This is a genomic window from Nocardioides sp. CFH 31398 (genome assembly GCF_022436705.1).
GTDB lineage: Bacteria > Actinomycetota > Actinomycetes > Propionibacteriales > Nocardioidaceae > Nocardioides.
In genome coordinates this window covers 25987-52261 of the sequence record NZ_JAKUHT010000014.1, presented here as the reverse complement: position 1 = coordinate 52261, position 26275 = coordinate 25987, and the positions used below count along the sequence as shown (strand labels likewise).

At 74.4% G+C, this 26275-nt stretch carries 25 protein-coding genes; 9 read left to right on the top strand and 16 right to left on the bottom strand.

Going from position 1 to position 26275, the window contains the following annotated elements; translation table 11 throughout:
• Position 1 precedes the first annotated feature (1 nt).
• The 7 genes from MJ876_RS13900 to MJ876_RS13870 form a co-directional block, all read right to left on the bottom strand.
• Positions 2-607 (bottom strand): DNA-binding response regulator, encoded by a 606-nt coding sequence (locus tag MJ876_RS13900; protein ID WP_240237036.1) that lies wholly within the window; start codon positions 605-607, stop codon positions 2-4.
• On the bottom strand, positions 604-1812 hold the full coding sequence (locus tag MJ876_RS22280) for a sensor histidine kinase (RefSeq protein ID WP_240237034.1): 1209 nt from the start codon (positions 1810-1812) through the stop codon (positions 604-606). The genes MJ876_RS13900 and MJ876_RS22280 overlap by 4 nt, the downstream gene beginning before the upstream one ends.
• A gap of 53 nt (positions 1813-1865) precedes the next feature.
• Positions 1866-2669, bottom strand: coding sequence for an ABC transporter permease (locus MJ876_RS13890; RefSeq protein ID WP_240237032.1), 804 nt, complete (start codon positions 2667-2669; stop codon positions 1866-1868).
• Positions 2666-3640, bottom strand: a complete 975-nt coding sequence (locus tag MJ876_RS13885; protein WP_240237030.1) for an ABC transporter ATP-binding protein — start codon at positions 3638-3640, stop codon at positions 2666-2668. The genes MJ876_RS13890 and MJ876_RS13885 overlap by 4 nt, the downstream gene beginning before the upstream one ends.
• Before the next feature lie 101 nt (positions 3641-3741).
• On the bottom strand, positions 3742-4653 hold the full coding sequence (locus MJ876_RS13880) for a PT domain-containing protein (protein ID WP_240237028.1): 912 nt from the start codon (positions 4651-4653) through the stop codon (positions 3742-3744).
• 61 nt (positions 4654-4714) lie between these two features.
• Complete coding sequence (locus MJ876_RS13875; RefSeq protein ID WP_240237027.1) at positions 4715-6160, bottom strand: hypothetical protein; 1446 nt, start codon at positions 6158-6160, stop codon at positions 4715-4717.
• A gap of 143 nt (positions 6161-6303) precedes the next feature.
• Complete coding sequence (locus MJ876_RS13870) at positions 6304-6942, bottom strand: alpha/beta hydrolase (RefSeq protein WP_240237025.1); 639 nt, start codon at positions 6940-6942, stop codon at positions 6304-6306.
• 50 nt (positions 6943-6992) lie between these two features.
• Here MJ876_RS13870 and MJ876_RS13865 point away from each other — a divergent pair, with 50 nt between their 5' ends.
• The 4 genes from MJ876_RS13865 to MJ876_RS13850 all read left to right on the top strand — a co-directional run bounded on the left by MJ876_RS13865 (position 6993) and on the right by MJ876_RS13850 (position 11220).
• On the top strand, positions 6993-7784 hold the full coding sequence (locus MJ876_RS13865) for a DUF429 domain-containing protein (protein WP_275694986.1): 792 nt from the start codon (positions 6993-6995) through the stop codon (positions 7782-7784).
• Positions 7785-7915: 131 nt separating this feature from the next.
• Entirely contained in the window at positions 7916-9070 is a 1155-nt protein-coding gene (locus tag MJ876_RS13860; protein WP_240237023.1) for an acyl-CoA dehydrogenase family protein, read from the top strand.
• A 10-nt stretch (positions 9071-9080) separates the two neighbouring features.
• Entirely contained in the window at positions 9081-10235 is a 1155-nt protein-coding gene (locus MJ876_RS13855; RefSeq protein WP_240237021.1) for an acyl-CoA dehydrogenase family protein, read from the top strand.
• 7 nt (positions 10236-10242) lie between these two features.
• Positions 10243-11220, top strand: coding sequence for a glycoside hydrolase family 16 protein (locus MJ876_RS13850; protein WP_240237020.1), 978 nt, complete (start codon positions 10243-10245; stop codon positions 11218-11220).
• Here MJ876_RS13850 and MJ876_RS13845 read toward each other — a convergent pair.
• Positions 11205-11882 carry a nuclease-related domain-containing protein gene (locus tag MJ876_RS13845; RefSeq protein WP_240237018.1) on the bottom strand — a complete coding sequence of 226 codons (678 nt, stop codon included), beginning with the start codon at positions 11880-11882 and terminating at the stop codon, positions 11205-11207. The two genes, MJ876_RS13850 and MJ876_RS13845, sit on opposite strands and share 16 nt — an antisense overlap.
• A gap of 111 nt (positions 11883-11993) precedes the next feature.
• Positions 11994-13250, bottom strand: a complete 1257-nt coding sequence (locus MJ876_RS13840) for a metallophosphoesterase (RefSeq protein ID WP_240237016.1) — start codon at positions 13248-13250, stop codon at positions 11994-11996.
• Between the two features lie 188 nt (positions 13251-13438).
• Here MJ876_RS13840 and MJ876_RS13835 point away from each other — a divergent pair, with 188 nt between their 5' ends.
• On the top strand, positions 13439-14206 hold the full coding sequence (locus tag MJ876_RS13835) for a TIGR02206 family membrane protein (protein WP_240237014.1): 768 nt from the start codon (positions 13439-13441) through the stop codon (positions 14204-14206).
• Here the strand turns inward: MJ876_RS13835 and MJ876_RS13830 are convergent.
• The 4 genes from MJ876_RS13830 to MJ876_RS22275 all read right to left on the bottom strand — a co-directional run bounded on the left by MJ876_RS13830 (position 14130) and on the right by MJ876_RS22275 (position 18565).
• Entirely contained in the window at positions 14130-15476 is a 1347-nt protein-coding gene (locus tag MJ876_RS13830; RefSeq protein ID WP_240237012.1) for a hypothetical protein, read from the bottom strand. The two genes, MJ876_RS13835 and MJ876_RS13830, sit on opposite strands and share 77 nt — an antisense overlap.
• Before the next feature lie 127 nt (positions 15477-15603).
• Complete coding sequence (locus MJ876_RS13825) at positions 15604-16863, bottom strand: DUF2786 domain-containing protein (protein ID WP_240237010.1); 1260 nt, start codon at positions 16861-16863, stop codon at positions 15604-15606.
• Between the two features lie 96 nt (positions 16864-16959).
• Positions 16960-17631: a SprT family zinc-dependent metalloprotease gene (locus tag MJ876_RS13820; RefSeq protein WP_240237007.1), complete on the bottom strand. Its 672-nt coding sequence runs from the start codon at positions 17629-17631 to the stop codon at positions 16960-16962.
• Positions 17632-17722: 91 nt separating this feature from the next.
• Positions 17723-18565 (bottom strand): HNH endonuclease family protein, encoded by an 843-nt coding sequence (locus MJ876_RS22275; RefSeq protein ID WP_240237005.1) that lies wholly within the window; start codon positions 18563-18565, stop codon positions 17723-17725.
• A gap of 136 nt (positions 18566-18701) precedes the next feature.
• Here MJ876_RS22275 and MJ876_RS13810 point away from each other — a divergent pair, with 136 nt between their 5' ends.
• The 4 genes from MJ876_RS13810 (at position 18702) to MJ876_RS13795 (ending at position 21834) form a co-directional block, all read left to right on the top strand.
• Complete coding sequence (locus MJ876_RS13810) at positions 18702-19652, top strand: hypothetical protein (protein ID WP_240237003.1); 951 nt, start codon at positions 18702-18704, stop codon at positions 19650-19652.
• Between the two features lie 106 nt (positions 19653-19758).
• Positions 19759-20835, top strand: coding sequence for a glycosyltransferase family 2 protein (locus MJ876_RS13805; RefSeq protein ID WP_240237001.1), 1077 nt, complete (start codon positions 19759-19761; stop codon positions 20833-20835).
• Positions 20835-21176, top strand: coding sequence for a hypothetical protein (locus tag MJ876_RS13800; protein ID WP_240237000.1), 342 nt, complete (start codon positions 20835-20837; stop codon positions 21174-21176). The genes MJ876_RS13805 and MJ876_RS13800 overlap by 1 nt, the downstream gene beginning before the upstream one ends.
• A 49-nt stretch (positions 21177-21225) precedes the next feature.
• Positions 21226-21834, top strand: a complete 609-nt coding sequence (locus MJ876_RS13795) for a hypothetical protein (protein ID WP_240236998.1) — start codon at positions 21226-21228, stop codon at positions 21832-21834.
• A gap of 109 nt (positions 21835-21943) precedes the next feature.
• Here MJ876_RS13795 and MJ876_RS13790 read toward each other — a convergent pair whose 3' ends face one another.
• The 3 genes from MJ876_RS13790 to MJ876_RS13780 form a co-directional block, all read right to left on the bottom strand.
• On the bottom strand, positions 21944-24904 hold the full coding sequence (locus tag MJ876_RS13790; protein ID WP_240236996.1) for a vitamin B12-dependent ribonucleotide reductase: 2961 nt from the start codon (positions 24902-24904) through the stop codon (positions 21944-21946).
• Between the two features lie 131 nt (positions 24905-25035).
• Entirely contained in the window at positions 25036-25500 is a 465-nt protein-coding gene (nrdR, locus tag MJ876_RS13785) for a transcriptional regulator NrdR (protein WP_240236994.1), read from the bottom strand.
• A gap of 222 nt (positions 25501-25722) precedes the next feature.
• Positions 25723-26250: a mismatch-specific DNA-glycosylase gene (locus tag MJ876_RS13780; protein WP_240236992.1), complete on the bottom strand. Its 528-nt coding sequence runs from the start codon at positions 26248-26250 to the stop codon at positions 25723-25725.
• Positions 26251-26275 lie beyond the last annotated feature (25 nt).

Below are 26275 nucleotides of genomic sequence, written 5' to 3'. Positions count from 1 at the left end.
CCTAGATCCAGCCCATCCGCCGCGCGGTGGCGGCGGCGTCGTGGCGGTTGGCGGCACCGAGCTTCATCACCGCGCTCGACAGGTAGTTGCGGACGGTCCCCGGCGACAGGGACGCGCGGGCGGCGATCTGGTCGACCGGGGAGCCGTCCGCGGCCAGCTCGAGGACGTCGGCCTCCCGCGGCGTCAACGGGCTGTCGCCGGCGCTGATCGCCTCGGCGGCCAGCTCCGGGTCGACGTGACGGCCACCGCCGTGGACGCTGCGGACGACCGAGGCGAGCGTCTCCGCGGACGTCGTCTTCGGCAGGAAGCCGCGGACCCCGACCGCCAGCGCGCGCTTCAGGTAGCCGGGCCGGCCGTGGCTGGTGACGATGACGCACCGGCAGTCCGGCAGGGTCGAGGCCAGCCGCTCGGCGACGCCGATGCCGTCGACGCCGGGCATCTGCAGGTCGAGGACGGCGACGTCCGGCCGCGCGTGCGCGGCCTGGGCGAGCGCCTCGTCACCGGTGGAGGCCTGGGCGACGACCTCGATGTCGTCCTCCAGGTCCAGCATCTGCGCGAGCGCGACCCGGATCAGGTTCTCGTCGTCGGCCAGCAGCACCCTGATCATGCGTCCCCCTCCACGATCATCCGGACGACGAACCCGTCCGGTCCACGCCCGGCCTCCAGCCGCGCCCCCAGCGGCCGCAGACGCTCCTCCAGGCCCCGCAGGCCGGACCCGGGGGCCTGCTCGCCCGTCGTCCGGCCGGCCTCGCCGTCGTCCGCGACCGTGAGGCCGGCTCCCGGCCCGGTGGGCTGCCAGGTCAGGGCGACGCGGGTCGCGGTCGAGTGCCGCAGGACGTTGGTCACCGCCTCCCGGACCACCCAGGCGGCGGGCTCCCGCCACGCGTCACCGACGTCGTCCACGGCCACCTCGCAGGCGATCCCCGCGGACGCCAGCAGCGACCGGGCCCCCTCGAGCTCGGTGGCCAGGTCGGTCTCGCGGTAGCCGCGGGCGAGCTCCCGCGCCTCGCGCAGGGCGTCGTGGGCGACGCCGCGGACCTCCAGCATCTGCTCGGCCGCCCGCGGGTCGCCCCGCCGGGCCAGGGACGACGCCAGCTCGGCCTGCACGGCGATCGTCGACAGGCGGCGCCCCATGACGTCGTGGACGTCGCGGGAGAAGCGCAGCCGCTCCTCGGCGACCGCGAGCGCCGACTGGGCGCGCCGGGCGCGGTCGAGCTCGGCGATGACGCCGTACAGCCAGAGGGAGGAGCGGATGGTGAACATCATGAACAGCCCGTAGGCGAGGCACGCCGCCGCGACCCTCGTCGAGCCGGTCGCCGCCAGCGGCAGGACGAACAGGGACGCCGCGACCACCCAGGCGGCCCGCCGGTCACGCAGGCCACCGGCCGTCAGGCCGACCGCGATGGTCACCGTGATCATCAGCGGCGCGGCGAGCGGCTCCACCAGCAGCCCGACGACGGCGGCGGCGACGAACGCGACCGCCAGGGGGCCCAGGCTGCGCCACGGCAGCGGGCCGTCCGCCGGGTGGAGCGCGATGACGTCACGGAGCACCACCGTCCCGGCCAGCAGGGCCAGCACCGCCGCGACGAGCACCACGACCGCCTCCGCGGCCGACGCGAGGTCGTCGTCGGCGGACAGGATCCCGACGACGACGAGGAACGCGGGCACCAGCCACAGCAGGGCGTAGAGCGAGGACCGCAGGTAGAGGTCCGCGCGACGCACCTGGCTGAGCTCACCCCACCGGGGGATCCGCCGCCCACGACGAGCCCGCGTCACATCGGCGGACGACGAGGAGGTGGTCGACGTGCTCACCGGTCCACCTCCTGCGTAGCGGTCGTGCGTGCGTCCGGGGGCCAGGGTAGGGCTCAGTGCCGGGGCTCCCAGCGCATGGAGCGCTGCGCCAGCACCAGGGCGAGGACGGCCCAGGCGACCATCACCAGGGTGGGCTCGGCCGCGGCCGCCCAGGTCTCGGCGAACGACAGCGTGCGGTCGTCGTCCAGGCCGAGCCACCCGATGCCGATCAGGGACTCCATCGCGGCGCCGGGCGTGAGCTCGACGACCCGGGCCGCCCGCTCGGGCAGCACGGCGCCGATGGAGCCGAGGATCGCGAGGAAGATGACCGGGAAGCTCGTCATCTGGGCGGCCTCCGCGTTGCGGGTCCAGGCGGCCGTCCAGAAGGCGAAGGCCGTGAACATCACGATGCCGACGACGACCAGGACGACGTACAGCAGCGGGTTCGTCGGCACCGGGGCGCCGAGCGCGATCGACACCGGCACGGCCAGCGCGGTCATGACGGCCGCGACGCCGGCACCCGGCAGGGCGAGCGAGACCAGCAGCTCGACGTCGCTGACCTCGCCCGTGCGCATGCGCTTGAGCACGAGCTCGTCGCGGCGGGTCACCGTCGCGGACAGCAGGTTGTAGAAGACCGGGAAGAGGAAGGCCATGAGCAGCGCCGAGCTCACGCTGGTCAGGACGAGGCTCTCGTTGCCGCGGTCCACGAGCAGCAGGGCGAGGGGCAGCAGCGGCAGGACGAGGGCGTAGCCCGCGGTGAGCTTGTTGCGCAGCAGGAGCGTCAGGTTGGCGCGCGCCAGCCCGAGCACGCGCGCCGTCGCGCTGGGGGTCGAGGGGGCGGGCCCGGTCGTGGCGGGTCCGGTGGTGGTGGTGCTCATCGGGCGACCTCCAGGTCGTGGTCGGTGGTGGCGTCGGCCGGGGCGCCGGGGTCGGCGTGCCCCTGGTCGGCGATGGACAGGAAGACCGACTCGAGGGTCGCGGTGCGGGCCACCAGGCCCGGCAGCGTCACCTGCTGCGCGTCGGCCCAGGTCAGCAGGGCGGTGAGGGCGGGCTGCAGCTCGGAGGCGGAGATCACGGTCCGCGCGTGGCCCACCTCGACGCTCGCCCCGGGCAGCGGCGGCAGGGTGGCGCCGACGTTCTCGAACTCGATGTGCGAGGGGTGGCCCTCGACGATCTCGGCGGGCGTGCCCTCCCGGACGACGCGACCGGCGTCCATGATCGAGATGCGGTCGGAGAGGCGCTCGGCCTCCTCCAGGTAGTGGGTGGTGAGCAGGACCGTCGCGCCGCCGTCCCGGAGGTCCTCCACCAGGCGCCACACTCGGCGGCGGCTCTCGGGGTCCAGACCGGTGCTGGGCTCGTCGAGGAACACCAGCTCGGGGTGGCCCATGAGGGTGCAGGCCAGGTCGAGCCGGCGCTGCTCGCCGCCGGAGAGCCCCGAGACGCGGACGTCGGCGCGGTGCTCCAGGTCGAGCAGCGCCAGCGACTCGGCCACGGACCGCGGGGAGGTGACGGTGCTCCCCCACATCCGCAGCGTCTCCGCCACCGTGAGGTCGGCCGCGAAGCCGCTCCTCTGCAGCAGCACGCCGGTACGGCGGCGCACCCGGCGGCGGTCGGCGACCGGGTCCAGGCCGAGGACCCGCACCTCGCCGCCGGTGGCGGGCGCCAGGCCCTCGATGACCTCGAGGGTCGAGGTCTTGCCGGCGCCGTTGGTGCCGAGCAGGGCGGTGATGGTGCCGCGCTCGACGGCGAGGTCGAGCCCGCGGACGGCCTCGAACGCGTCCTTGCCGCTGCCGTAGGAGCGCCGCAGGCCGCTGACCTCCACGGCCAGGTCGTCTCGTGTGTTCGTCATGCCCACCAGCCTCCCGCCGATCGGCGGCCGCGGTCAGTGCGTGACGTCAGCGGTCCGGCTGGATCCCTCACCGGTCGGGCATGACACGTGTCATGCGGCGATCAGCGGGTGGGGCTCGTGGTGGTGGGGCTGGGGAGGCGGGTCGTCGGCGTCCGGGTGGGCGACGTCGGCTCGGTGGTGGCGTCGTCGGAGGGGTCCTCGGACGGGTCGTCGGTCTCGGCGTCGTCCGTGGTGGACGGCTCGTCCGACGGCTCCGTCGTCGGGTCCGTGGTCGGGTCGTCCGACGGCTCGGTCGTGGGCTGCCGGGAGGGCTCCTGCGTGGGGGTCGGGGTCGGCGACGGCTGCTGCTCCTCGTCCGCGCCGCGGTCGAAGGTGCGACCGAACGAGGTGCCGCCGTCCCGGTCGCTGCCGCCGGTGTATGACGAGATCGTGCGACCGCCGATCACCTCGAAGGAGGTGAGCAGCACCATCGCGACCACGAACAGGCCGGCCGAGGCGAGCAGCACGCGCTTCCACGGCAGGATCGCCAGGCGCTCCTTGAGGCTGAGGCCGTCCCGGGTCGCGTCCTCCGCCTCCGGGTCGGCGGCCTGCTCCAGCTCGGTGCGGGCCTCCTCCAGCTGCTGCTCGGCCTCCTCCAGGGCCTCGGTGGCCTCCGTGTCGAGCCCGCCGTCGTTCGGACGGGCGGCGTGCGCGCCGCCCACGACGGCGTCACTGCCGTCGGCGGCGCCGCCGCTCTCGGCGTCGGTGCGGATCTGGGCGATCTGCTGGGTCGCGGCGCTCACCTTGCGCAACGCCACGGTCTGGGCCTCGGCGACCTTCTCGGTGCCGCGGGCCAGGCCCGTGCCGTAGACGCTGGTCGCGAGGGACACGATGATGCTTCCCAGCGCGGCGCCCACGAGGGTGCCGGCCGCTCCGAGGGTGGACAGCAGGACGGCCGAGGACACGGCCGCCAGCGCACCCGCGACGACCTTGACCCAGTCGACCTCCAGGCGTGGTTTCTCGGTCTCGCTCATCGTCCACCGAGTATGGCGACCGGGATCCACCCCGTGCCAAACCGGCGCGGTGTGAGGTTCGTCAGCCGGTGGTGCCGGGGACGAGCTCGAGGACGATGCCGAGCTCGGTGGCCATCGCGTCGAGGTCCTCGGCGGTCGGGCAGTCCTCGTCGAGCGGCGAGGTGATGTCGGCGGCCTCGAGGCCCTGGGCCTGCAGCCAGACGGCGGTGTCGTCGTACGTCAGGCCCTCGCAGGCGACCGGCTCCGGGGTCGGCTCCGGGGTCGGCTCCGGGGTCGGCTCCGGGCTGGGCTCCGGGGTCGGCTCCTCGCTCGGCGGCTCGGTCGGGTCGGGGACGCTCGGCTGCGTCGGCTCCTCGGTGCCCGGCTCGGTCGGCTGCTCGGTCGGCGGCTCGGTCGGGTCGGGGACGCTCGGCTCCGTCGGCTCCTCGGTCTCCGGCGCCGTCGGCTCGTCGCCCGGCGGCTGGGTCTCCTCCGGGGTGCCCGGCCGTGCGCCGGGCCGCTCCGCGGTCCGCTTCTCCCCCTCCGGGCCCTTCGTGCCCCTGACGGCCACGGCGCGGGAGGTCCCGCCGTCGGCGTAGGGCACCTCGAGCCGGCGCCAGCGGTACTGCGTCGTCACGGTCGGCTTCACCACGGCCGTGTGGACGCCGGCGTCGTCGACCTCGAGGTCGGCACCCGGGACGTCACGGAAGGCCTTGCCCGGGCGAGCGGCCTGGAGGACCAGGGGCTCACCGGTGTTCTTGCCGGCGCCGGCGCTCCGGCCGACCAGCGTGGTGCCGGTGCGGGTGCGCTCGGCGACGGTCATGGAGGTGAGCACCGAGATGCCCTCGAAGTCGTAGGACTTCGTGCCGACCCGGAAGCGGTCGAGCGAGAAGTCCTCGCCGTTGCACCCGAAGGCGAAGCCGACGCGGGCCGGACCGTTGCCGTAGCGGGTGGCCGCCTGCGCGAGCGTCAGCTGCGCCCCGTCCGGCGAGCCCAGGACGGGCGCGAAGGTGCGGCGGTCGCGCTCGGTCCAGGTGAAGCGGGAGGACGTGGCGTCGCTCGTGGCCCAGCCGCCGCCGGTCGACAGCGGCGCGGTGCCGAGGAAGGCACGGCCCTTCGCCGGGAACAGCCACACGTACGCGAAGCCGGACGACCCGCCCTCGGACCAGACCCCGACGTCCATCGCCCCGAGGTTCTTCAGGCTCGCCACGGCGGCCTGGGGGCCTGCACCGGTGCCGGCGCTGGTCGTGAAGCCGGTGCTGCGGTTGCCGTTCGGGCTGCCGGGGATGTCGCGGACGACCGCGGAGGGCGCGGTGCCACCGTCCCAGCCGTAGCACCCGGCGTAGGCGAAGCCGGCGTCACCGGGGAAGGCCAGGCCGTTGACCACCGAGCCGGACGTCGTCGTCGGCGCGGCGATCGACGGGGTCGGCGCGGCCACAGCCGCCTGCGGTGCGAGCAGGACGGCGCCCCCGGCGGCGGTCGCGCAGAACGCGGCCAGCATGCGTCGGACGGTGCTGCTCAACGACATGGATCTCCTCAGTGAATGACGCCCCTTCGACCGTGCTCCGACGGGGGCGTCGGGAAACATTCCACACGAGTAAAGGTGGTCCCGTCCATGGAATCACCCGATCTTGAGGAAGAGGTCGGCGAACTCCGGGTAACGGTACGTCTTCAACCCCGGGGGCGCCCCAGCAGCGTCCTGGCCGCGAAGTCGGCGGCGTGCCGCTCGAAGACGGACCCGTGGCGCAGCATCGCGTGACGACCTCCCTCGACGTCCACGAACGTCGCGTCGGTGTGCCGGGCCCGCAGCCCGTCGACGACCCTGCGGGCACGGCGGGGGTCGGCGATCCGGTCGTCGGTGCCGTGGACGACGAGCACCCGCCGGCCCGCCAGGTCGGTGCGGGTCGCGTCGTCGGCGTACACCCACGGGTTCAGGGCGACGACCGAGACGACGTCCTCGCCGCCGCCCGCCAGCAGGGCCGCCCGTCCGCCCAGCGAGTGGCCGACCAGGCAGGTGGGCAGCCGCGGGCCGTCCTGCGCGAGGCGCCACAGCGCCCACTCGACGTCCTCCACGGGCGTGCGGTCGGGGTCCCACCCGCGGCTCGAGTTGAGCAGGCGGTGCACCCGCAGCCGACCGCGCCCGGCGCGGGCCACCCGCCGCGCGACCGGCACCATCCGCAGCACGGAGAGCTGGGTGGGGCTGGTCGGCGGGCGTCCGGGGCGGTCCGCGCCGCCGTGCAGCACCAGCACCTGCCCCTCGGGACGGGCCGGTGAGGCGACCTCCACCAGCCGTGCGCGTCGCGGGTCCACGCCCCCAGGTTCCCCGAACCGGCCAACGCCCCCTCTGGGAGGCTGCCCCCATGCGCGTCGTGGGCGTCGACCTCGCCTGGGGCGAGCGCAACCCCACCGGGGTGGCCCGCCTGGACGACGAGGGCGGTCTGCTCGACGTCGCCTCGGTCCGCACGGACGCCGAGGTCGCCTCGGCGGCCGCGATCGCCGCCGACGAGGAGTGCGTCGTCGGGATCGACGCCCCCCTGCTAGTCACCAACCCGACCGGCAACCGACCGGCCGAGACCGCCCTGAACCGCGACTTCCGCGCCTTCCAGGCCGGCGCCCACCCGTCGAACACGGGCCTGGCCGTCTTCGCCGCCGGGCCGCGCGGGGGCCGGCTCGCCCACGCGCTCGGGCTGGTGCCGTGGCCGACGGGGGACGGCGCGACGCCGCGGCGACGGGCGGTGGAGGTCTACCCGCACGCGGCGAGCGTCGCGCTGTTCCGGCTGCCGCGCACGTTGAAGTACAAGCAGAAGCAGGGGCGGGACCTCGACCTGCTGCGCTCCGAGCTGCTGCGCCTCACCACCCTGCTGGAGGGTCTCGAGGACGCGGCCGTCCCGCTGCGGCTGCGCGGACGGGACTGCTGGGAGGGCCTCGTCGGCGCGGTCACGTCCGCCTCCCGCAAGAGCCACCTGCGGCTCGCCGAGGACCAGGTCGACGCCGTGCTCTGCGCCTACGTCGCCCTGCTCGTCGTCCGCGCGCCGCACACGCTCACGACGTACGGCGACCCGGCGACGGGGTGCGTGGTGACCCCGACCCTTCCGGAGGACCTCGAGCCGGAGCGCGGCCACCGCCCGGCCCGGCGCAACGGTCATCGCTGACCGCACCACGCGCCACTCCCGCCCCGGCCTGGGGATGCAGCCTCGTCCCGCTCGGTGACGCCCGTCATGATGGAGGACGTCCGTTCACCCGGACGTCGTCGAGCACGTCGCCGAGAAGGAGACGAGGAGCCATGCAGCTGGAGCTGTCCGAGCAGGACGCCGCGTTCCGCGCCGAGATGCGCGATTTCTTCACCACCAAGGTGCCCCAGGAGATCCGCGACGTCGTCGCGTCCCGCGGCGAGCTGAGCAAGGACGACATCGTCACGAGCCAGCGGATCCTCAACGCGGAGGGCCTCGCCGTCCCGCACTGGCCCGCCGAGTGGGGTGGCCGGGACTGGACGCCGCTGCGCCGCCACATCTGGCACGAGGAGATGCAGCGCGCCTGCGTGCCGCTCCCGCTGGCGTTCAACGCCTCGATGGTCGGGCCCGTGATCGCCGCCTTCGGCACGCAGGAGCAGAAGGAGCGCTTCCTGCCCGCCACCGCGAACCTCGACATCTGGTGGTCGCAGGGCTTCTCCGAGCCGGACGCCGGCTCCGACCTCGCCTCGCTGCGCACCACCGCCGTCCGTGACGGCGACGACTGGATCGTCAACGGCCAGAAGACCTGGACCACGCTGGGTCAGCACGGCGACTGGATCTTCACGCTGGTCCGCACCGACCCCGAGGCGAAGAAGCAGCGCGGCATCTCCTTCCTCCTCATCGACATGACCTCCCCGGGCGTGGAGGTCCGCCCGATCGAGCTGATCGACGGGGGCCACGAGGTCAACGAGGTCTGGTTCTCCGACGTGCGCGTGCCCGCCGAGAACCTGGTCGGCGAGGAGAACCACGGCTGGGACTACGCCAAGTTCCTGCTCGGCAACGAGCGCGTGGGCGTGGCGCCGGTCGGCGCCACCAAGCGGGTCCTCGCGCAGGCGAAGGAGTGGGCGGGCGACGCGCTCGCCGACGACCCGCTGCTGGCCGCGCGCGTCGCCGAGCTGGAGAACGAGCTGCTCGCCCTCGAGCTCACGGCGCTGCGCGTCGTCGCGCACTCCACCGACGGCAAGCCCCACCCGGCGTCGTCGGTGCTGAAGCTGAAGGGCACCGAGCTGCAGCAGGCCGTCTCGGAGCTCGTCGTCGACCTCGCCGGCCCCGCGTCGCTGGCCTCCGGGGCCGGGGACGACTCGACGGTGCCGCAGTGGGCCCGCCGCGCCACCCCGGCGTACCTGAACCTGAGGAAGGCCTCCATCTACGGGGGTTCGAACGAGATCCAGCGCCAGATCATCGCGCGCACGATCCTGGGCCTGTAGGAGGACACCGATGGACTTCACGCACGACGACGAGCAGAAGGCGCTGGCCGAGGCGGTCCGGGGTCTGGTGACCCGCACCTACGGCAGCTACGAGGACCGGCGCCGCACCGTCAGGGACGAGCCCGGGTACGACGAGAAGCTGTGGACCGGCCTCGCCGAGATGGGCGTGCTGGGCCTGCCGTTCGCCGAGGAGGACGGCGGCATGGGCGCCGGGCCGATCGAGAGCGCGCTGGTGGCCGAGGAGCTCGGCCGCGTCATCGCCCCCGAGCCGTTCCTCACCTCCGTGGTGCTGGCCGGCGGCCTGGTCGCCGCGACCGGCACCGACTCCCAGCGCGCCGAGGTCCTCGGCGCGGTCTCCGCGGGCGAGCTCGTGCTCGCCCCGGCCGTGGCCGAGCCCGGCCGGCCGATGACCGCGGCCGCGAGCGCCGTCCGTGCCACGGCCGCCGGGGAGGGCTGGACGCTCGAGGGGGTCAAGGAGCCGGTCCCGCACGGCGCGACCGCCGGTCGCCTCGTGGTCACCGCGGCGCTGCCCGACGGCGGCACCGGGGTGTTCCTCGTCGACGGCGACGCCGACGGCGTGACCCGGACGGGCTACTCGACCCACGACGGCGGCCGCGCCGCGCAGGTCCGCCTCGACGGCGCCGCCGCGACCCTGCTGGGCGACGGCGGGGACGCGACCGAGGCGGTCTCCGCGGTGGTCGACCAGGCCCGCGTGGTCGCGTGCCACCAGGCCTTGGGCGCCATGGCCGTCGCGCTGGAGTCGACCACCGACTACCTGAAGAGCCGCAAGCAGTTCGGGGTGCCGCTGGCGACCTTCCAGGCGTTGACCTTCCGGGCGGCCGACATGTACGTGTCGCTCGAGCTGGCCCGCAGCCTGGCCACCTGGGCGTCGATGGTCCAGGCGGCCGAGCCCGGCAGCACCGGCGACACCGAGCCCGCCGACGCCGCTCGTCGCGCGGCCCTCGGCACGAGCCGCGCCGCCCGTCACGTCGGCCAGGAGGCCATCCAGCTGCACGGCGGCATCGCGATGACGGCCGAGTACCACGTCGGCAACTACGTCAGCCACCTCACCGCCCTCGACCACCTGCTCGGCGACGGGCACCAGCACCTCCGCGCCCTGGCCGCCGACGTCGGTGACCACGCGGAGGTCGACCCGCTCCCCTGAGGCGGCCGTGACCCGCCCGCCGCGTCGCCTCGCCGTCCGTCTGCTCCCGCCGCTCCTCGCGGCGGCGTTGCTGGCGGGCTGCGGGGCCGTCGACGGCGAGGGGCGGGTCGACCCGGTCGACGAGGCCGCCGGCGGGCCCGACGCGCCGTCGGGGCCGTCAGGGCCGTCCGGGGGGTCGGGGCCGTCGGAGCCGTCGGAGCCGTCGGGACCGTCGGAGCGCGGGAGCGGCGACAACGGGCAGCGTCAGGGTCTGCCGGAGATCGGCCCCGATGGGCGGCTGCGCGACCCCATCCCCGCGCCGGAGAGGCCGGAGCCGACCGAACGGGAGTGGACCGAGGTCTTCTTCGACGACTTCGACACGCTCGACGAGACGGTGTGGCGCGTCTACGACGGGGTCCCCGGGTGCTGCCCCGACGCGCGGTGGGACCCGTCGATGGTCCGGATCGAGGACTCCACCCTCGTCCTCGACACCGCCGAGGTCGACGGGGACTGGCTCTCCGGCGGCGTCGGGAGCTGGGACAGCCCGACCCAGCAGCTCTACGGCCGCTGGGACATGCGGGTGCGCACCGACGACGACGCCCTGGGCGTGACCGTGGCGGCCCTGCTGTGGCCGTCGTACGGCGGGTGGCCGCCGGAGATCGACTTCTACGAGATCTTCGAGACCACCCCGGGCCGCGAGGAGATGACGGTCACCAACCACTACGGCGAGCTCGACGCGAACGGGGACCACCCCGCGACCCGTCGCCCGGTGCGCGGCGACTTCGACCGGTGGCACGTCGTGTCGCTGCGGTGGACCGCCGACGAGATCCAGGTCGTCGTGGACGGCGAGGCCGTCGAGACCATCCGTCGGCGCGGCCAGATCCCCGACGTCCCGATGTGGCTGGCGGTGCAGACCGCTGCGAAGCAGGTGAACGGCGAGGACCCCTCGTTCGAGGGCGGGCGCGCCACGCAGGTCGACTGGGTGCGCGTCTACGCGCCGGCCTGACCCTCCACGACCTGCAGCACGGGAGTGGTCCCCACCGCGGCCGCCCGAGTCCCTGCCGCCCCGGCGGCGTCCTCGGTCGTCGTCGCGGCGGCGCCGGGTCCGAGGCGGGCCGCGAGGGCGTCGACCTCGTCCCGGTCGAGCCGGCGGGCCAGGCGGTCCAGCACGGCGACCACGTCACCGGTGGCGCACAGCAGCACCTCGCCGATCCAGCCCGTGACCATCGCCGGCGGCACGAAGCAGAGGACGCCGATGACCGGGACGTCCTCGTCGATCCCGTAGGCGTCGCGGACGACGGCGGCGCTGCGGGAGGCCTCCGCGAGGTCCCGTTCGCGGCGGGCGCCGTCCTGCCGCAGCACGCCCTGCGCCGTCCGGATCGCGCTGTTCCAGTTGCGCGAGCCCATCACGAGCACCCCCGCAGGCCCGACCACGACGTGCTCGACCCGGGTGCGGTCGCTCTCGAGCAGACGACGGGAGTCGGGTGGCTCGGGGAGCTCGACGTCGGTCAGCACGTGCCACCGGCTGCCGTCCAGCCCGGCGAGCGCCGACGTGACGGCGCGCGACGCGGGTGCCGCGCTCGCGGCCGCCGCGGCGCGACGGGTGCGCCACCTCGCCCACGGCGCCTCCCAGCGCAGTGGGGCGGCACGATCCAGGATGTCGACCATGACCCACTTCCCTCCGCGGGTCACTATTCCCAACCGAGGGCCCTCGCGTGGCCGAACGACAGAAGTCGTCCGGGGAACCTCGGCGCCGACCGGCTCGGCGCCGGGTCGTGCTCAGTCGTTCGGCGTGTACGGCCCGAGCTGGCCGTCCTGCGACAGCACCTCGCCGTCCGAGGTCAGCCGCATCGTCCCGATGACCTCCGGGGTGGGGACGAAGGTCTTCTCCAGCGGCGGCTCACCCTGGCTGGTGGCCTGCCACAGGCGCTCCTCGCCACTGGTCTCGCTGACCCTGAAGCGCTTGGCGACCAGCTCCAGGGTGTCGCCCTCGACCTGCCCGACCACGTAGCTCGTGCCGCCTCGCCCCTGGTGGCCGCCGTGGCCGAAGATCCCGCCGTGGCTGATCTGCATCACGCCCGAGCGACGGGCGGCGGTCACGTCGTGCACCTCGCCGGAGAGGTAGAGGTCGACGTCGTGGCGGGCGAGCGTCCGCCAGAAGGGCGACGACGCGCCGCCCTCGTAGTAGAGCCCCGAGCTGCTGGTCTGCCGGACGGGTCGCGCGACCGGCACGTGGCCCTGGACCATGATCCAGTCCACGCCGTCGGCCTGCGCCTCGGCGAGGACGTCGTCGAGCCAGGCCAGCTGCTGCGGGTCGAGACGCGGGACGACGTCGTCCGGGGTCTGCTCGAAGACGTCCACGGAGACCAGCTGCACCTCGGGCGCCAGGCGGACGGCGTACGCGGTCCTGTTGGCGGGTCCCGGCGGGCGGGAGTCGTAGCGGCCCGGGCGCAGGGCGTGCTGGGCGAACTGCTCCTTGAACAGGCCGAGGTTGCGACGCTTGAAGTCGTTCTTCGCCGACCCCGCCCAGTCGTTGTCCCCGACCTCGTGGTCGCCGACCGCGACGTGCACGGGGAGGCCCCGCTCGTCGAACAGACGACGCCAGGCGGGGAAGTAGGCCTCCGCGGCGCGACGGACGGCGTCGCGTCGTTGCTCCTCGGTGTCGACCGGGCCGAAGACCTCGCTGGGCTGGGCGCCCCAGTGGCCGTTGACGAGGTCGCCGGCGACGAGCACGTCCTGCGGCGCCTCGGCCTCGAAGGCGTCCATGACGGTGTCCACCGCCACCGCCCACGAGTCGTTCCACGAGTTCTCGAGGCCCGGCCGCCAGCGCGGGGACCCGCTGAGGTCGGCCACGTCGGCGTTCATGAAGTCCGGGGCCGACAGGAACCGGTAGGTGGCCGGCGCGGGGCCGTCCGACTCCCTGCCGTCGGTGGAGGAGCCACTGAGGCTGGTCGACGGTGCCGCGGCCTGGACCAGGCCGAAACCGACCAGGGCCGCGAGAGCGACCACGACGGCGCGCCTCGCGCGTGCGCGCATCCGCGTCCCCTCCTCGGGCTCGTCCAGCAGCTCGGTAATGCCCCCCAGGGGCCGTCGTGCGACGGGCCCCAGGTCTCCATGGTGGCCTCGTCGGTCCGCGACGACCAAAGCGTCGACGATAGCCGAGACACCTGAGCTGAGTACGCCGACCCAGGCGGTCACCCGGGCCCGACGGGCATGATGACGGCGTGTCCGGCGCCCGCGAGTTCTCCGCCTTCGACGTCACCCACCTGACGGCCCTGGCGGTCCTCCTCGTCGGCTGCGCGGTGCTGGTCCCGCTGGGTCGGCGCCTGCGTCGCACGGACCCGGACGACCGGTTCGGGCGGGTCCTCGCGGTGGTGCTGCTCGCGGGCACCCTGCCCCTGCAGGTGCTGTACTTCACCCCGGCGTTCTTCGAGCTCGACCGGACGCTGCCGATCCAGCTGTGCGACCTGGCGTCCTTCGTCAGCGTCTGGGCGCTGTGGTCGCACCAGCGCTGGGCGGTCGCCCTCACCTACCTGTGGGGCATCCCCCTGACGACCCAGGCAATCCTCACCCCGGACCTCGTCACCGCCTTCCCGCACCCCGTCTTCCTGCTGTTCTGGGTCATGCACATCGGCATCGTCTGGGCGGCGGTCTACCTCTCGTTCGGCCGCGGGCTCGGCCCGGACTGGCGCGACTACCGGATGGCGGTCGCCGTCACGGCCACCTGGGCCGTCGCCGTGTTCTGCCTCAACCTGGCGCTCGACACCAACTACGGGTTCCTGAACGCGAAGCCCGCCGGGGGCTCGGTGCTCGACCTCCTGGGCCCCTGGCCCACCTACGTCGTCGCCGAGATCGTCGTCATCAGTGCCGTCTGGGCGCTGATGACGTGGCCCTTCGCGCGCCGCCGGGCGCCCCTCAGCCCCGGACGTCCTCCTCGGCGAACAGGCCCGGCTGCTCGCTCGTCTCGGGCCGCTGACCGGCCTGCACGGTGATGCGCAGCGCCCGCCGGAGCCGGGAGCGCAGCTCCCGCTCGTAGCGCGCCGCCGCCCGGAACCGCTTGGCGACGGACGGCCGCTCGGCCTCCTGGTGCTTCTCGGCCCGTCGCCGGTGCTCGGCCTCCCGCGCCCGGGTCGCCGCCACCGCCAGCATCACCAGCGCACGGTCGTGGTGGTAGACACGCGCCAGGGTCGCCGGGTCCGCGGAGCCCCGCTGCTCCCGCTCCAGCTCACGGGCGACGTCCTGGGCGGCGACGAACCGGCTCTGCTGGGCGTCGTCCGGACCCGCGGTGTCCCCCGGACCCCGGATGGCCAGCGGGGCCGAGCCCGCGTCGTCCCAGACCCCTCGGCCACCCACCCGCTCGCGCAGCTCGACGACCCACCGGTCTGCCTGCTCCACCAGGCGAGCGAGCTCCGCGCGCACGTCGGCCGGCTGGAACGCCGAGACCCCGAGCTCGCGCCGCACGACGAGGCGACGGTCGTCGAGCAGGAAGGTCAGACCGAAGTGGCGCCGGTTCAGCAGGTTGGCCTCGACGAGCGCCCGCGACTCGTCCACGACCTCGGTGAGCAGCGTGCTGGTCAGCAGGACCCGCGGGGCTCCGGAGGCGACGACCACCCACACCTGGGCGTGGTCGGTCGCGATGGCGAGGTCGTCGTCGGCGTCCCACACCGGCTCGTCGCCCAGCAGGTCGCGCGCCACCCGGTGCAGCGCCCGGCGGACGTCCTCGGAGTCCCCGGGGAACCACGGGCCGTCGTCGTCGGTCGGCCAGTGCTCGTCACGCGCACCGACGGTGCCGGGCACCGGCTCCTCCCCCGACGTCTCGTGCCCGTCGCCGGGCGACGACTCGTCGTCCTGCAGCAGGGCCGGGTGGAGCACGCCGAGGACCGTGCGGAGGACCGCCGTGACGACCCACGCCGCCCGGTCGGCCTCACGCTGGTCGACGGTCAGCTGGAGCAGACCCGGAGCCACCGGCCCGACGGCGGTGAAGCCCAGCCCCCGCAGTCGCGCCTCGCCCTCGGGGCCGATCCGGTCACCGGGGGCGAGCAGCGCGTCCGGCGACACCTCGACCGTCAGCACGTGACCTCCCCAGGCCGTCACCTCGCAGTGGGGCGCCACCCGCTCGTCGTCGTCCTCCCCCATGCGGAGGGCGACGCTGAGACTCTCCTCCTGCTCCAGGGCCGCCAGACGGTCACCGAGCCCCCGGCGGAACGCCGTCCACGCCGCCTCGACCTCGTCGTCCCACCGCTGCTCGCTCTGCTCGTCCATGCGCCCGCTCCCCGTCCGTCGACCACTCCGAGACCTGCGCTCCGCACGCTAGGGGCGACCACCGACAGCGGACGGCGGGCGGGCGAGCGGACCCCCCGGGGGGTCACCGCCCCGCGCCGACGGGGGCTCAGTCCTCCAGCTGTCCGGCGACGTCCAGGTGTGCCCGGTCGGCCGCGGCCCGACCGGCGAGCCAGCCCTCGTCGTTGCTGACGACGGACCGCCGGGAGACGGTGTGGGGCACCGCGGCCTCGAAGGCCGCCGTGACGCGCTCCTCCTGGGCCGCGACGACCGGCAGGGCGTCGCCCCCGGCCTCCCGGTAGGCCTCCGCGGTCGCCTCGGCGAGTCGCTCCCCCACCCGATGGGCGTAGGCGAGGAGGAACGCGCGCCGGAAGGAGCGGGTGCGGCCGTCGCGCGACGGCGCCACCCGCTCGTGGGACAGCATGGCGGCCCCGGCCTGCACGAGCAGCGACGTCACGAGCAGCTCCGTCGCCAGGAGGTCGCGCGCGTCGCCGACGACGAGGCAGAACCCGAGCGGCGCGGCGACCGCCGTCCGGCACCGGTTGGCCGACGCGACCGCGGACACCAGCGCCGCCTTCGCCTCGACGTAGGGCGCGTCCAGCCACAGGCGGCGCACCTGGGGTCGTGGGCCCGTGCCGTCCTGGCGTCCGGCCTCCTCCAGCAGCCCGTCGAGGGCGTACCTCGCGACCAGCTCCTGGGCCTTCGCGGACAGCAGCTCCGCCTCCTCGGGGTACGGCGTCGACTCCGCCTTCGCCAGGAGCGCGCGCACCCGGGCGAGCTTCGGGTGGGCCGTCGTCCCGCCGGTGGCGCCCGCGCCGTGCGCGTCGAGGAGGGCCGTGGCCTCCAGCAGCGGCACCCGCACCAGCAGGGCCGCCAGGCCCAGCACCGACGCGAGTCGCACCCCTCGGCCCGTCGCCAGGGCGTCCAGGCTGCGGAGGTGGGGCGGACCCAGCGTCCGCTCGACCAGCCTGCGGACGTCCGGCTCCGGCCACCCACCGGCACGGACCCGGACCAGGGCGTCGCGCAGCGCCTCGGTGGCGACGTCCAGCAGGGCGTCCGGGTCGCTGGGCGCGGCCCGGGCGACCAGCATGTCGGCGTGGGTCTCCAGCCGGGCGTCGTCGCGACGGGTGCCGTCGGTCAGCCTGACCATGCCGTCGACCAGGCCCCGGAGCCGCGCCGCCTCCGCCAGGCGGTCCGCGGTGTCGTCCGGCGGCGTCCAGCCCCGCGCCGTCCCTGCGGCCGTCGGGCGCCCGCGGGTGTCGTCCCCGACCGCTGCCCGGCCGCGGAGCCGGTCGCGGCGCTCCTGCGCCTCCCTGCGTCGGCGCGCCTCGGCCTGCGCCCGCGCCACCCGTCGTGCCCCACCAGCCACGGTCCCACCCCTCGTCCTCACCCGCTGGGGTGACCGTAGGGCCTCCCGCCGACGCCGTGCGACGTCCGGGCGGCGCGCCTGTGGACGGAGCTGTCGTCAGCCCTCGACGGCCACGGCCGACATGGGCACCGCGAGGACGACCCCCCGCCTGACGGCGACGTGGTAGCGGGTGCGACCGACCTTGACCACCGGCCCCCTCGCGTCGTGCCAGCGACCGGGCGCCAGCACCCGGACCCGGGTGCCGACCGCGACCCGTCGCACCGGCCCCCCCTCGCGCAGGGAGCGCAGCTCCGCGTCGTACGACGGGTGCATGGGCGCGGGGCGTCCGTCGACCGTCCAGGTGAGGACGTGGTCGAGGGAGAACACCCGGCTGCAGCGCGAGCAGGTCGCGACCCGGGTCGGACGGCGGTGCCGCTCGGTCGTGTGGCCGGCGGGGCAGGTGCCGACCCACGCGCCGGCGACCCGGGGCGCCTGGGCGGACAGGCAGCGCTCGCCGGTGCTCCCGATCCGGGTCGCGATGGCGCGCCAGCGGGGCCCGTGGCCGGCCCGCGGGCCGGCCAGGGCGTGCGCCACCTCGTGGAGCAGGGTCTCGCGCACCTCGGCCTCGTCGTGCAGACGCGTGAGCGGGCCGCTGATCGAGATGACGCGGTCGGCGTACCGGCACTGCCCGGCGCGCCGCTTGGCCCGGTCGAGCTCCACGCGCCACCCCGTGAGGCCGTGCTCCGCCAGCAGGCGCTCGCCCATCCGCAGCGCCGTCGAGGTCTCCACGGCCCTACTCCAGCACGGGCCGCCGACAGTGGCGCCACCACCTCGCCCGAGCCCCTGAGCCCGGTGGCAGCCGGCCCGACGGCGGCGGGGGCTAGCCGCGGGCGACCCGCACGACGACCCGGCCGCCGCACGCCCGAGCGCGACGGGTGAGGCCGCTCGCCTCCGCACGGTCGGCGGCGAGGTCCCAGCGCAGCTTGACCGCCGTCCAGTCCCGGACGTAGCGGCAGCGCCGCTCGTCGGGCAGCCACTCGGCCGGGTCCTGGTCCGACTTCGACCGGTTCGAGGACGCGGTGACGGCGACGAGGCTGCGGGCGTCACCCAGGTCGTTGGCGAACGCCTCGCGTCGCGCGTCCGACCACCGGCGGGCTCCGGAGGCCCAGGCGTCGGCGAGCGGGACGACGTGGTCGACGTCGAACGACGACGGGTCGCGGGTGGTCTCCCCGTCGTACACCGAGCGCCACCGGCCGCCGGACAGGGTGCAGTCCTCGCCGACCCGGGGACGGCGCACGGCCTCCGCCAGGAGGACCTCGTCGCGGGTGTCGCAGCCGTCGTCGTCGGCGTCCGTCCAGTGCACGAACAGCTCGCGGTCGTACCCCGCTCCCCGCTCGGGCGCCCGGCGCAGCATGCGGACCGCGCGGGGGAAGGACACGTCGACCCGGCGCCCGGGGGCCGGGGCCGCTGCGGAGCGCCGGCCGTCGTCGGCTCCCCTGCGCGGGCCGTCCGGCTGGTCGTGACGTCCGCTCCGACCGCGCCCCGTCCGGTCACCCGCCCCGTCACCGGCCCGGTCACCCGCCCGGTCACCCGCCCGGTCGCCCGCGCGGTCACCGGACCCGCGGACCGCTTCGCACGCCGACAGCGCGAGCACCATCGCCACGGCGAGCACCGAGGCGCACACCACCGCCGCCGCTCGGCGCGTCGCACTCGTCGTGAGCACCTGGTCCCCCTCCCGCCGGCGGCTGTGGACGCCGGACGGCTCGAACCTAGACCCGACCACCGACAGCGCACGGCAGGACGCGAGCCTGTGGAGACAGCGCCGCACGGAGGCCGCCGGTCGGCGCACCCTCGTCCCCATGACCGACACCTACGTCCTCGCCGGCCGGCACCGCCTGCACGGCGCCGTCCTCGACCTCGTCCGCACCTGGGGGCCGACCGACCCCGACCGGATCGCCCGGCGTCTGCGCCGGGACCTCCGTGACGCCTCGGTGGACGCCGACGCCGTCCGCGACGTGGTCGCCGTCTCGACCGTCCTCGTGCCGCTGCCCGACGGGCGGGTGGGTCACTCGCTGACCCTGCTCGAGGGGGCCGTCCTCACCCACCGGGCGCGCACGCCCCTGGGTGGGCGCACCGACCTGTGGGTGGGGTGCGGGCTGCAGCCCCTGCTCAGCCTCACCGCGTTCGGTCCGCTGCCGCTGGCCGACGGGAGCGGGGAGGTCACGCGGTCGGAGGAGCACGACGTCCTCGTCGGACCGCCCGGGTGGCTGCCCGACGTCGGCCGCCACGAGCTCGTCGGCCTGCGGGTCGTCGGGGGTGCGCTGCGAGCCGAGGCCGTCGACCCGGCCGAGCTGCCCGGACCCGAACGGGAGGCGGAGGTACGCGGGCTGCTGTCGGAGATCTACCTGCGGCACGCGGACCCGACGTACTGCGGCGCGGCGGACCCCGCCCAGCTCGCGCGCGCCGTCAGCGTCGCGCTGCTGGTCGACCCCGAGCTGTTCCACCAGCCGCTGCCGCCGCTGGAGGAGCTGCTGCACAACCCGCTGCAGCGCGGCGTGGACGTCGGCCACTGGCGCGCGGTCGCCGTCGGCAGCCAGGTCGAGACGGAGGGCTTCTGGCTCGACGGCATGCCCGTCGCCCTCGCCGTCGAGCTGCGACGACGCGCCCGCTGCTACGGGATGGACGAGGCGCAGTTCGTCGTCGCGCTCCTCGGCACCCTGGCCTGGCGCACGCCCTTCGCCGAGGACATGGAGCCCTGGTCGCACTGGCTCCCGGAGCGTGCCCCGGTGGCGGGCGTGGCCGGCGGCTGACCCGGGGCGGCGCGGACGACGTAACGGCACGGGCCGGTCGCGGCAGGTCACGATCGGCCGCCCCCGCGGCCGCGCCGCCCGCCCGTCGACCCGAGGAGCCGCCCCGGTGGAGATCCCCCCGCAGGTCGTGCCCGCCGCGCCGCGCCACCGTGCGCGACCCGCCGACGACCTGACCGTCATCGTGCCGGCCTACAACGAGGCGGCGTCCATCGCCGACACGGTCCGCAGCATCCTCGGCCAGTCCACTCCCCCGGCGCGGGTCGTCGTCGTCGACGACTTCTCGACCGACGGCACCGGCGACCTCGCCCGCGCCGCGGGTGCCGAGGTGCTGCGTCCCGACGCCAACACGGGCTCCAAGGCGGGCGCGCAGAACGTCGCCCTCACGATGGTCGAGACGACGTACACGATGGCGATCGACGCCGACACCACCCTCGCCCCCGACGCCCTCGAGCTGCTGATGGAGCCCCTGGCCGCCGACGAGACCGTCGTCGCCGCCTGCGGCTTCGTCGTCCCCCGGCACGTCAGCACGGTCTGGGAGCGCGGCCGCTACACCGAGTACCTGCTGTCCTTCACCTTCTACAAGCCCACCCAGGACCACTTCGGCACGCCGCTGATCTCGTCCGGCTGCTTCTCGGCGTACCGGACCGCTGCGCTGAAGGCCGCCGGCGGCTGGTCGGAGCGCACCCGCGCCGAGGACATGGACCTGACCTGGACCTTCTACCAGGCGGGGCACCGCGTCCGGTTCGTGCCGGAGGCCGTCTGCTACCCCATCGAGCCCCACGACCTCGACTTCCTCGGCAAGCAGCTCAGGCGGTGGTCGCACGGCTTCGTCCAGAACGTGGCGCTGCACTGGCGGGGCATCGTCCGTCTGCCGTTCCTGGGCACAGTCGTGGGCGTCGCCCTGTTCGACGCCGTCGTCGCCTCGCTGGTCTACCTGTTCGTCCTGCCGCTGCTCGCCGTCCTCCTCAGCCCCTGGGTGCTCCTCGCGTACGTCGTGGACGTGCCCGCCGTCCTCGTGCCGGTCCTGGTCGCGGCACGACGACGGGGCGAGGTGGGTCGCGCGCTGGCCTCGTTGCCCAGCTTCCTCGTGCTCCGGCTCGTCAACGGGCTGTACATGCTCGAGGCGCTGGTCACCGAGGTGGTCCTGCGACGGCCCCTCGAGGTCTACGAGAAGGGACACTGATGACCGCCGGACTCCCCGGGACCGGCCTCGGCGGGCTGTTCTACCTGCTGCTGGCGCTCGCCATGCCCGTGATCGAGCTGGTCCGCACGCTCCGCGGCGACCACAGCGCCGAGCGGTGGCGACTCGCCCTCACCCAGGCGGGCATCGCGCTCGGCATCGTCGGCGCCACCGTCGGTGTGGTCGTCGCGGTCCGTCTGCTCGTGCCGGGCGCGGGCGGGGACCTGACCCTGGCTCTCCTGGCGCCGCTCGTCGCGCTCGGCGTCCTCAGCCTGCTGGCGGCCGTCGTCGGGACGTGGGGCGCGGTCGCGAGACGGCGTCCGCTCGAGGTCGGACCCGCCTGACGCGACGCGCCGCCTGGCGCGCACTGCCGGGCCTGGCGGATGATGACGCATGCCCGGCACCCTGACGCGTCGCACCGCGCTCGCCGCCGCGGCGGCGGCCCTGGTGGCCGTCCCGGCCGGCGGGTGGTACGTCGCGTCCGCGGCGACTGCCGCGGACGTCGCGGTCGAGACCCGACTGGCCTGGTGTCGTGACACGCCGCTGGAGAGGCGGCGCGGCCTCGACGACGACCGGCCGGGCGCACCGGTCGAGGTGCTCGTGGTGACGCCGCGGACACGGTGCGGCGTCGACGTCCGGGTCAGGAACGACGGGACGTTCCCCGTCCACCTCGACCGCGCCGTGGCTCCGCTGCTGGGACCCGCCGGCGGCGCCGTCCTCCAGGCGCGGGTGAAGGTCGGCGGGCAGCCCCCGGACAGCGATGGGCGCGACGACGGGGACGCCTCGTCGCCGCTCGACAGGACGCTCCCCGCGGGGCGCTCCACCGGCTTCCGGATCGTCCTCGAGTTCCGGGCGGACGGCTGCACGGCGGGCTCGACCACCGTGGAGGAGTGGCCCGTCGTCACGTTCTCGTCCCTGGGTCGCGATGCGAGGGCGACCGGCCCCACCGACCTGGTGTTCCGGTGGAGGGGCCCGCAGAACCCGGGGTGCACAGCGCTCTAGGCCCCGGGGGTCCGGTCGGTCCCGGCCCGACGACGGAGGGGCGGCCCCGTGCGGGACCGCCCCTCCGTCGTGACGTCCGGCGCCTGCTACCTCGCGCCCGTGGACGCTGTCAGCTGCAGCCGCTGGTCGAGCCGCAGCCCTCGCAGACGTGGCAGGAGCCGGCGGGGCGCATCTTCGTGCCGCAGGTGAAGCACAGCGGCGAGTCGACGGCGGTGCCGGTGACCTTCTCCAGCAGCTCCGCGGAGGTGTGGGCCTCGCGCGGCGCCGGGGTGGCGGCGACGTCCTTCAGCTCGGCGGCCTCGGCGGCGGTCACCTGGGCCGAGCCCTGGGGCGCGTCGTCGGAGGAGTCCTCCGGCGCCTCGGCGTCCGGGTCGGGCAGGACGACGGTGACCTGGTCGGGGTCGGCCCGCAGGGCCTGGACCTCGCTGACCTCGATGGGCTCGTACGAGCCGGTCTCGAGGTGACGCTGACGCTCCTCGGCGGAGTAGATGCCGAGCGCGGCGCGGTCCTCGAAGGGCAGGTAGTCCAGCGCCAGGCGACGGAAGATGTAGTCCATGATCGACTGGCTCATCCGCACGTCGGCGTCGTCGGTCAGGCCCGCCGGCTCGAAGCGCAGGTTGGTGAACTTCGAGACGTAGGTCTCCAGCGGGACGCCGTACTGCAGGCCGATCGAGACCGCGATCGAGAACGCGTCCATCACGCCGGCGAGGGTCGAGCCCTGCTTGCCGAGCTTGAGGAAGATCTCGCCGAGCTCGCCGTCGTCGTGCGCGCCGGAGGTCATGTACCCCTCGGCGCCACCGACCGTGAAGGACGTCGTCCGCGAGACGCGCGACTTCGGCAGCCGCTTGCGGGTCGGGGCGTAGACGATCTTCTCGACGACCTTCTCGACGACCTCGCGCTCGCTGCCGGCCGCGGCGGCCGCGTCCTCGGCGTCCTTCTTGTCCTTCTTCGCCTTGCCGCCGCCGTCGGACAGCGGCTGGCCGACCTTGCAGTTGTCGCGGTAGATCGCGGTGGCCTTCAGCCCCAGCTTCCACGACTGCAGGTAAACGTCCTCGATCTCCTCGACGGAGGCGGACTCGGGCAGGTTGACCGTCTTGGAGATCGCGCCGGACAGGAACGGCTGCGCCGCCGCCATCATCCGGACGTGCCCCATCGGCTTGAGCGCGCGGGCGCCCATCGCGGTGTCGAAGATCTCGTAGTGCTCGGTCCGCAGGCCCGGTGCGTCGATGACGTGGCCGTGCTCGGAGATGTGCGCGACGATCGCCTCGACCTGCTCCGGCTGGTAGCCCAGCTTCTTCAGGGCCCGCGGGATCGTCTGGTTCACGATCTGCATGGAGCCGCCGCCGACGAGCTTCTTGAACTTGACCAGCGAGAAGTCCGGCTCGATGCCGGTCGTGTCGCAGTCCATCATGAAGCCGATCGTGCCGGTGGGCGCGAGCACCGAGGCCTGGGCGTTGCGGTAGCCGTGCTGGGCGCCGTCGCGCAGCACCTTGTCCCAGGTGCGGGTCGCCAGCTCGTGGACGGCCCGGTCCTCGGTGTGCAGGGTGCGGATCTCGTCGTTCGCGGCCTGGTGCTTACGCATGACGCGCTGGTGGGCGTCGGCGTTGCGGCGGTAGCCGGCGTACGGGCCGACGACCTTGGCGATCTCGGCCGAGCGGGCGTACGACGTGCCGGTCATCAGCGACGTGATCGTCGCGGCCATCGAGCGGCCGCCGTCGGAGTCGTAGCCCAGGCCCATGGCCATGAGCAGCGCGCCGAGGTTGGCGTAGCCGATGCCGAGCTGGCGGTAGTCGCGGGTGGTGCGGCCGATGGGCTCGGTCGGGAAGTCCGCGAAGCAGATGGAGATGTCCATCGCGGTGATGATCAGCTCGACGGCGCTGGCGAACGACTGCGCGTCGAAGGTGTCGTCCTTGCGCAGGAACTTCATGAGGTTCAGCGACGCCAGGTTGCACGAGGAGTTGTCCAGCGACATGTACTCCGAGCACGGGTTGGACGCCGTGATGCGGCCCGTCTCCGGGTTCGTGTGCCAGTCGTTGATCGTGTCGTCGTACTGCAGGCCCGGGTCGGCGCAGGCCCACGCGGCCTCGCTGATCTTGCGGAACAGGCCGCGGGCGTCGACGGTCTCGATGACCTCGCCGGTGCCACGGGCGCGCAGGCCGAACTCCGTGCCCTCCTCGACCGCGCGCATGAACTCGTCGGAGACCCGGACCGAGTTGTTGGCGTTCTGGTACTGCACCGAGGTGATGTCGTTGCCGCCGAGGTCCATGTCGAACCCGGCGTCGCGCAGGGCGCGGATCTTGTCCTCCTCGCGCGCCTTGGTCGCGACGAACTCCTCGATGTCCGGGTGGTCGACGTCGAGGACGACCATCTTCGCGGCGCGGCGGGTGGCGCCACCGGACTTGATGGTGCCCGCGGAGGCGTCGGCGCCGCGCATGAAGGAGACCGGGCCGGAGGCGGTGCCGCCGGAGGACAGCAGCTCCTTGGAGGAGCGGATGCGGGAGAGGTTCAGGCCAGCACCGGAGCCGCCCTTGAAGATGAAGCCCTCCTCCTTGTACCAGTTCAGGATCGAGTCCATCGAGTCGTCGACCGAGAGGATGAAGCAGGCCGACACCTGCTGGGGGGACTTCGTGCCGACGTTGAACCAGACCGGGGAGTTGAACGAGAAGTACTGGTGGACCAGCAGCCAGGTGAGCTCGTGCTCGAAGATCTCGGCGTCGCCGGCGTCCGCGAAGTAGCCGTGCTCGACGCCGGCCTTCGTGTAGGTCTTCACGACGCGGTCGACGAGCTGGCGCAGGCTCCACTCGCGGGCGTCGGTGCCGACGGCGCCGCGGAAGTACTTCGTCGTGACGATCGTGGAGGCGTTGACGCTCCAGAAGTCGGGGAACTCGGCGCCGCGCTGCTCGAAGACGACCTCGCCGGTCTTCCAGTTGTTCTGGACGACGTCGCGGCGCTCCCACGAGACCTCGTCGTAGGGGTGCACGCCGGGGGTGCTGAAGACGCGGCGGATGCGCACTCCCCGCCCGCTGGTCTGCTTGGCGTCGTCGCGCACGCCGTTCGCCGTCTCGGTCATTGCTGTCGGTCCCCTCGTTCGGCCCTGCTGATGATGTGTGCCGGTCTGTGCTGGGTCTGCTGTGGATGGTGCGCCCGGCACGCCGCTTCCCCACGACGTGCCGGGCAGCTCGGTGCGCCCGGACGGGCGCGTCAGGTGTCCGCCGGGACGGCGTGCTCGAGGCGCATCGCCACGATCTCCGCCTCGAAGTCCTCGGCCGACGTGAAGGCGCGGTAGACGCTCGCGAAGCGCAGGTACGCGACCTCGTCGAGCTCGCGCAGCGGCGTGAGGATGGCCAGGCCGACCTCGTGGGCGGGCACCTCGGCCCACCCGGCGCAGCGCAGCGAGTCCTCGACCTCCTGGCCCAGGCGGGCCAGCTGGTCCTCGGTCACCGGCCGGCCCTTGCAGGCCTTGCGGACTCCCGCGACCGCCTTGTCGCGGACGAAGGGCTCGACGGTGCCGTTGCGCTTGGCGATCGTCAGCTGCATCTGCTCGGCGGTGGTGAAGCGGCGCCCGCACTCGCCGCAGGAGCGTCGACGACGGATGGAGGAGCCGTCGTCGGTGACGCGGCTGTCGAGCACACGGGTGTCGGTGTGGCGGCAGAACGGGCAGTGCATCGAGCCTCCTCCTCTCGTCGTCAGGACCCCGGCCTGTGGATGGACCTGGGGACATCTGGTGCAACACGTGTGGAGTGTTCCATCGTCCCTGGGGACTAGATGTGGATAACTACACGCTTGTGATTACTAGATGTAGGTGACAGTAGCCCCCGCGCCACCACGCCCGCAAGCGGTTCGGCGAGTCGCCCGGCGACACGCCGGACGGGTCCGGGAAAGCGCAGGTCAGAGGCCTGCGGCGCGCGGACCGCGACCGACCAGGGCGGCCAGGTCGGTCCACCAGGACAGGCGGTCGGGCCGTCCGTCGTACTCCCGGCGCTGGTTCGCCCCGCTCGGCCCGGGCAGCACGAACACGGGGGCGCCGGCGAGGTCCCAGCCGGCGATCCCCAGGCCCGGGGGCCGGTGGCCGAGGCTGCGGGCGAGCTCGGCCGCGACCGTCTTGGACGTCATCGCCAGCCACTCGGGCGACCACCGCCCGACCTTCTCCGCGAGGGCGTCGACGTGGGTGAGGCGAGGCACGTCCGGGGCGCGTTCGACCACCAGGTCCGTCACGCCGAGCCCGTACGCCGGGAGGCGGACGTCGTCCGCGGGCTCCAGCCGGTCCGGGGTCAGGCCCGAGTCGTGCAGCAGTCTCCAGAACGCGTTGCCGGGCCCGCCGTAGTGGTGGTCGTGACGCACCGGCGAGCACAGGTTGGCCATGCCGCAGAACACGACCAGCGGCGTCTCGCCGACGACGTCGGGCAGCAACGACATCCTCCGACCCTGCCAGGCTCGGTCC